General features: G+C 40.2%; 6 protein-coding genes. All 6 read left to right on the plus strand.

Annotated features, from left to right (window positions below; genetic code table 11):
* Positions 1-937 precede the first annotated feature (937 nt).
* The 6 genes from ICL16_RS37955 to kdpA all read left to right on the plus strand — a co-directional run bounded on the left by ICL16_RS37955 (position 938) and on the right by kdpA (position 7,045).
* Positions 938-2,074, plus strand: coding sequence for a universal stress protein (locus ICL16_RS37955; RefSeq protein WP_420485326.1), 1,137 nt, complete (start codon positions 938-940; stop codon positions 2,072-2,074).
* A gap of 288 nt (positions 2,075-2,362) precedes the next feature.
* Positions 2,363-2,845 carry a hypothetical protein gene (locus ICL16_RS37960; protein WP_190836749.1) on the plus strand — a complete coding sequence of 161 codons (483 nt, stop codon included), beginning with the start codon at positions 2,363-2,365 and terminating at the stop codon, positions 2,843-2,845.
* A 636-nt stretch (positions 2,846-3,481) separates the two neighbouring features.
* Positions 3,482-4,420: a protein translocase subunit SecF gene (gene secF / locus ICL16_RS37965; protein ID WP_190836750.1), complete on the plus strand. Its 939-nt coding sequence runs from the start codon at positions 3,482-3,484 to the stop codon at positions 4,418-4,420.
* A 20-nt stretch (positions 4,421-4,440) separates the two neighbouring features.
* The gene (locus tag ICL16_RS37970; protein ID WP_190836751.1) at positions 4,441-4,956 is read left to right on the plus strand and encodes a pentapeptide repeat-containing protein; all 516 of its coding nucleotides are present in this window, start codon (positions 4,441-4,443) and stop codon (positions 4,954-4,956) included.
* 48 nt (positions 4,957-5,004) lie between these two features.
* Positions 5,005-5,298, plus strand: coding sequence for a TrkA C-terminal domain-containing protein (locus ICL16_RS37975; protein ID WP_190836752.1), 294 nt, complete (start codon positions 5,005-5,007; stop codon positions 5,296-5,298).
* 49 nt (positions 5,299-5,347) lie between these two features.
* The gene (gene kdpA, locus ICL16_RS37980; protein WP_190836753.1) at positions 5,348-7,045 is read left to right on the plus strand and encodes a potassium-transporting ATPase subunit KdpA; all 1,698 of its coding nucleotides are present in this window, start codon (positions 5,348-5,350) and stop codon (positions 7,043-7,045) included.
* Positions 7,046-7,264: the final 219 nt, after the last annotated feature.

Below are 7,264 nucleotides of genomic sequence, written 5' to 3' on the forward strand. Positions count from 1 at the left end.
GCTCACACTCGAATCATTTTTATTCTTTTACTAACTCACAAGTCATCTTGCTAATGGGGGGGGAGTGAAAAGTTACGGTTAAACAGGCATTGAAAGTAATTTTGCCTGCTTTCACTACACCCACCTATCAACTTGAAGATGATCCCAATCCACCCGTTGCGCTTCCAGTTGATGCGCACGCCACAGACGAATGATGTCAGGAGTGCTCATTAAAAAGCCAGTAAATTTTGACGAAAAATAGGTATTTATTTTGCATTTATTATTTTTTATATTTATAGATATATACAGCGTCTAAACTTACTAAACATTTCTAATCTTTAAGAGCTATATATCGTGATATATAAAAGTAATAAATAACAATCTATACCTTGTAATTTATTTAGAAAAGTTTGATAATAATTTACTTGAGAGACGCCGAAAAATAAGGCGTATGCAAGATGATGAGATCTAGAACTTATCAAAGAACTGCTCAATATAGAGGGGTTCGAGGGAAGCATTATAGCTTCTACATCTACCATTGGAAAGCCGCTGTCACGGCAGCTATATTTACATTGACGTTGATTCTATGGCTTGATCATTAAGTAGACTCGTAGTTTTAAAAGTTGAGATGACTTACAAGAATATACAATCAGTTGATCCCAATCAACCAAACTTAGCAGGGCAACCTAGCTACAGTATAAATTTTCTCGCCGGATTTTTCTTCACCTTCGTACTCATTGGCTTTATCTTGGGCTGCTTTCTGAAGTACATAAGCTATAGAAAACAGCGTGCCCGAAAGATGGCACAGATCCTTAGGGAAATAGAAACGTTAGAAAGGATATGAAATGACGCCAATTCGAGTGCCAATACAACAAAAGTAGAAAACTTGATACTTTTTAAGTAAATTTTAAGTATTGAATAGAAGTAAAATATCATTGTTAGCATTAATACGGCAATGATGTGTAATCCTTACGCCCTTTCACCTAGTAATACCTACAGTTGTCGTCCTCGGCGCGGCAAGCTCAAGCTTTTTCTTGGCATGGCTCCCGGTGTGGGCAAAACCTACAAGATGTTGGAAGAAGCAAGCCTTCTCAAACGAGATGGTATAGACGTAGTAATTGGATGGTTGGAAACTTACGATCGCCCGGAAACATCTGCTAAAGCTCTTGGTTTTGAGGTAATCCCACGTCATACGATCAAAATGGGTGGGTTGACATTCACCGAGATGGATACTGATGCGGTGCTTAAACGCCAACCTCAGTTAGTTCTAGTGGATGAGTTAGCGCATACCAACATTTCAGGATTGGAGCGAACAAGACGCTATCAAGATGTAGAAGCAATTCTGGCAGCGGGTATTGATGTATACTCTAACTTCAACATTGAACATTTAGAAAGTCTCAGCAGTCAGGTAACAGAGATTACAGGAATGGTTGTGCGGGAGTGCATTCCTGACAGTTTATTAGAAATGGCAGATCAAGTAGTGGTGGTGGATGTTACGCCAGAAACATTAGAAGAGCGATTGCTTGATGGCAAAATTTATCCCCAAGAAAACATTGAGCAGTGCCTGCAAAACTTATTCCAACGCTCTAAGCTAGTTGCTTTGCGAGAACTGGCGCTGCGGCAAGTAGCAGATAATATTGAAAAGAAAGAAATTCAGGAAGCAGCCCGACTAAATAATGGTACTAGTAACGGACACGTCTGTTGTGTTCACGAACGAATACTGGTTTGCATCTCTTCCCAACAAAACTCTCAAAGATTGATTCGACGGGGAGCTATAATAGCCGAATGTATGAATGCCCCGCTATACGTTTTGTTTGTCAACAACCCTGAACGAAAGCTGACAAAAGAGGAAGCTCTTTATATTGAAAGTTGCGATCGCCTGTGCCAAGAGTTTACGGGTGAGTTTTTGCGAGTATCCGCTTGTAATATAGTAGAGGAAATTGCTCAGGTGGCAAAGTCTTACCGGATTACTCAAGTAGTATTAGGTCAAACTCGTCGTTCTTACTGGGATCTTCTACTGAGTGGATCTTTAATTAATAAATTGGTGCGAAGTCTCACCGATATTGACATTCATATTATCTCAAATGGACATTAAGTCAACTGTCAACTGTTAACGGTTAACAGTTGACAGTCAACAGCAAAGAACGATCTGTTTGCTGCGCGGAATACTGGTATATATCAAAAATATATTTCCAGATATATATTGTTTAGTTGAGTAAATAAACATTCATATTCTTAGCAATATAGGATATGAAATACTGTCAAAATATATCTGAAAGGGCATAAATTTTTTTAAGGATTAGTGCACAATAGCATTAAAGCAAAAGAAAAAAGCTCAAAAAAACGAAAGTTTGTCGAGCAAATTTTATACGTTATCAAACACATGGATACTTATTTTTTCTCCCATCATGTACCAGATCCTAAGATGATTGAAGACTTAGGTGTTCCACTCACAACTAGATTTAAAGGCGAAATCAGCAACATTCAGGCTCAAGGCAATCTAATCTCTTTTACGGAAGCTTTGTGTATTGGTGGAGAAAGGATTAAAGTTAACCATACCATTCCCGCTCAATCGATTGTCATCGTTGAAGGTTCACCCCTATTGCAACAAGCCTGGTTAGAGGCAGGAGTGTCTACTCTACTGGTTCCTCAATTTAAGAATGAGACATCAGATCGAGGTGTCGTTGTTTCAAAATATTGTGGACTATTACAAGTCCATAAGATTGAGGTGATAACCTCTGTTTGGAAAACCAGCACAAATACTGAAGTAAAGAGTAATCAAAAAGAAAGTGCGGAAAAACCGCACCCAGTTAATCCCTCTGGTTCATTTTCAATCGGAAATCTCTTCCAACACCTCAAAGGTTAGTCGATAAGCAAGCAGCTACATACTTATACCATTTCACGATCGGGCATGATATATATCAACTCGCTCAGAGACGCGATATATCGCGTCTCTACATCTAAAATTTGTCTCGCAGTTAAAGTGAATTGGTATTAGGGGAAAGCACTCTTGCTCTTTGGTTCGGGGGTAAGAGTGATAAGACTCTTTAAATAAAGGTTTTTATGATGTATAATTTGGAGTTTTTTCGACTTTATGTATTAACAGAAAATAATTTTAATCAGACCAAATTTGTGGAAGTAAAAGTTGGAGAATCAACAGATACTACCACGAAACAAAAAATCGAAATCATCCCCCATTCAGAACATTTAGTTGCTCCTGTTTGCCTAATAATTATTTGGGCAAGTGCTGTTTTCCTTCTTATATCAAATGTGTGGAAGTTTCGTCACAACGGCAAACTAACTATCAACCGTTTCAGCAAAGTTCCTTGTTGTAAATGTCAATATTTTGATGAAAATAGTTATCTTAATTGTACGGTTAACCCTTCTATTGTGTTAACCAAACAAGCGCTCAATTGCCCAGACTACTGCCCTAGATAGTAATGCCGAAGAAAGGCATAGGGAAATTTTTACATTATTAAAGGGTATCCTGCGAGTTTTTACGATGAAATTCAGTGTTATTCAACAGCAAAAATTGTGGTGGACTATATCAGGAGTAATGATTTTAAGTGGCTTAATTGCTATGTTCATCTCTTGGCAACAGTTGGGCGCACCACTTCGACCAGGACTGGATTTCACTGGTGGTACTCGATTACAATTTGAGTTAAACTGCACCCAACCGGGCAATTGTGCTAAACCAATCGACCTTGCTCAAGTTCGCAGTACGCTAGCCGAATTAAACTTGGCAGACAGCAGCATTCAACTGTTGGGAACAGAACAACAGGCACTTTCCATTCGTACCAAGCCGTTGAATGTCGATCAGCGTACCAAACTACAAACACTTCTAAGTCAAAAAGTAGGTGCATTTGCTGCCGAAAAGACTCAAATTGATACTGTAGGACCCACTGTTGGACGGGAGCTTTTTACCTCTGGCTTACTCTCGCTGTTCGTTGCCTTTGCTGGAATTGGTGGTTATCTGAGTTTGCGCTTCCGCTCTGACTATGCCTTGTTCGCTATCATTGCGCTGTTCCATGACATTATGATTACATTGGGTATTTTCTCAATTTTGGGTTTGGTACTGGGTACGGAAGTAGACAGTCTTTTTGTCGTTGCCCTACTGACGATCGCTGGCTTCTCTGTTACAGATACAGTCGTTATTTACGATCGCATCCGGGAAAACATTAACTTACATCCCACTATGCCGATTGATGAACTAGTGGATGAATCAGTGCGCCAGTCCCTCACTCGTTCTCTGAACACAGTATTCACCGTTTTACTCACTTTGTTTTCTCTGTTCGTTTTTGGTGGAGAAACTCTAAAAAACTTCGCTCTTGCTCTGATCGTTGGGTTTGGAATGGGTGCATATTCCAGCATTTTCATTGCCAGTCCCCTACTCGCTTGGTGGCGTAGTCGTGCAAAAGCAAAGCACTCTTATAGTCTCTAAACTGAACCTTTGTAATAATTATGATTCCCTTACTACGTCTGCTTATTCCTGTGGTAGTTGCTGCTAGTCCCGAACTTGTTAGCCAAGGTAATGATTTTCTTCAACAGCAAAAGATTCAACAACTTCAACAAACAAGGAAATGTTTCGGCTGTAATCTATCAAAAGTGAATTTTGCGGGGGCAAATCTAGAGGGAGTTGACTTGGGATCAACAGATCTTCAAGGAGCTAACCTCAAGAATGCCAATCTTAGAAATGCAAATTTAAAGTGGGCAGATCTGCGTAATGCAAATTTGCAAGGAGCCGATTTAACTGGCGCAGATCTCAAGAGTACCATGCTGGTTGATGCTGATTTACAAGGGGCAAATTTAGAAGCATCTAACCTAGATAGAACAGATTTGAGGAATGCTAATCTTAGCCGTGCAAATCTGATTAAAGCTTCAAGACCTAAAAATCTTCAGAATAGCCCTTCTGTTACTTTATGTCAAACTATACTACCAAATGGAATAATATCAAGTCGAGACTGTCAGAGGCAGTAGCGATCGCCCACTTTTTCACAGTAATTTTTTAGTTATTTTCATAATTTTATGCTAGAAAATCACAAGTTAGTTGATCCCAGCCTAGTTAGTGTTTTAATTCTCCCCAATAGCAGTTACTGTGGAATTAGTTTGAATGATATTAAAATACCTGAAAAATGCACTTTAATGGGACTTTTAAGAGAAGGTCAAATCATTCCAGTTAAAGATAATCCGACTATTTATCCTGAAGACTATATCCTAGCCATAGCAATCCATCCCATGATGGTTCCCGCTCTCAAAGTTACTCTCAAGAAAACTCGTCCTTGTTACTACTCGCTCAACGACTGCTTGCTTGAAGCTTGATCGTTTTCCAGCCAATGTAATCATACTTTCATCAGGGTTTTTTTTATTAATGTTACAAGGATTTTTTCAAATTGCTTTGACGCTACTTATTGTAGTAGTGCTAAGTCCTATATTTGGCAACTATTTAGCGCGAGTTTTTCTAGGACGCAAAACATTTCTTGATACCGCAATGAAACCCTTAGAGCGGGTAATTTATTTACTGGGAGGGATTGAACCAGAAGAGGAAATGACTGGATTAGAGTATGCCCTGGCTGTACTAATTAGCAATTTGGCTATGGGCATCTTGGTATTTTTACTGCTGATGTTTCAAAAATGGTTGCCCTTGAATCCTACCAACTTAGGAATGCTAACTTGGGATACAGCATTGCACACCACAATTTCATTTTTAGTCAATGCTGACCTCCAGCATTATACACCGGAAAGTACCATGTCCTACTTCAGCCAAGTAGCGGCTTTAGGTTTTTTAATGTTTATTGCTGCTGCTACAGGTTTGGCAGTAGGAATTGCCTTTATTCGGGGTTTGAGTGGTAGACGGTTGGGAAACTTTTACGTGGATTTAACTCGCACAATCACGCGGGTGTTTCTGCCCATCTGCATTATCGGTGCATCGGTGTTGATGAGCTTGGGTGTTCCCGAAACTTTAGCAGGTCCGGTGACAGTGACAACTTTAGAAGGAGCAACTCAAACCATTGCTAGAGGTCCTGTAGCTCATTTTGAAATTATCAAAATGTTAGGGGAAAATGGAGGTGCTTTTTTTGCGGGAAACTCGGCTCACCCGTTTGAAAATCCCAATGCTGCCTCTAATCTGATCCAAATCGTAGCGATGCTTTCTATTCCCACTGCTTTAATACACACTTACGGGGTATTTATTGGTAATACCAGGCAAACTTGGCTACTTTTTTGGATGGTGTTTGCCATCTTTGTGGTTTTAGTTGTAGTGACAGCCGTGGGTGAATATCAAGGTAATCCATTAGTGAATGCTGTGATTGGAGAGCAACAGAATTTAGAAGGTAAAGAAGTGAGACTGGGTTGGGCGCAAACTGCTTTGTTTGCGATCGCCACCACCGCAACAATGACAGGCGCACCCAATGGAATGTTCGATTCTCTCATGCCACCCGGTGGTTTTTGCGCTCTGCTGAACTTATTTGTGCAAGTCATCTTTGGTGCGCAGGGAACTGGAACTGCTTCCTTATTTATATATCTATTATTAAGTGTATTTCTCACTGGTTTGTTAGTAGGGCGCACCCCAGAATTTTTGGGACGTAAAATTGAGCAATGGGAAATCACCCTAGCAAGCGTGATTTTGCTCATCCACCCAATATTGATTTTAATTCCTACAGCAATTACCCTTACCTTTCCAGATACCTTGGCAGGCATTAGCAATCCAGGTTTTCACGGTTTGGCTCAAGTGGTGTATGAGTATGCCTCTGCTGCTGCTAACAACGGCTCTGGGTTTGAAGGGCTAGCTGATAGTCAACCCGCACCCACTGCTTTATGGTGGAATTTAAGTACTACCGTTACCCTTTTTGCGGGACGATATATCCCCATTATTGCCATGCTGCTATTAGCTGACAGTATGTCGCATAAACAATCTACACCTGCAACTGCTACAACATTACGCACAGATACTGGTTTGTTTACAGGGGTAACAGCAGGAGTAATTTTGATTTTGGGCGTACTAACGTTTTTACCAGTTTTGGCTTTAGGACCTGTAGCCGAAGCATTTCAACTGGCAGCTGGACGATAGCATTAGTGTGATCGCATATGACTCAAAAAGTAGTCCTGCGCTAAAGTAACAAGCGGAATGACGTTAAACTTAAAAGATAGTTTGCAACACTATCTAAGGTTAGGCAAATAAATGAAGCACGCACGTTTGATCATGAATCCAATTTCCGGTATCGATGAGCCTAACCCCATGAAGTTACCAGAAATCATTGCGGCACTGGAAGCAGAAGATATTCGGGCT

Origin of the sequence: Iningainema tapete BLCC-T55 (genome assembly GCF_014698965.1) — a bacterium.
GTDB lineage: Bacteria > Cyanobacteriota > Cyanobacteriia > Cyanobacteriales > Nostocaceae > Iningainema > Iningainema tapete.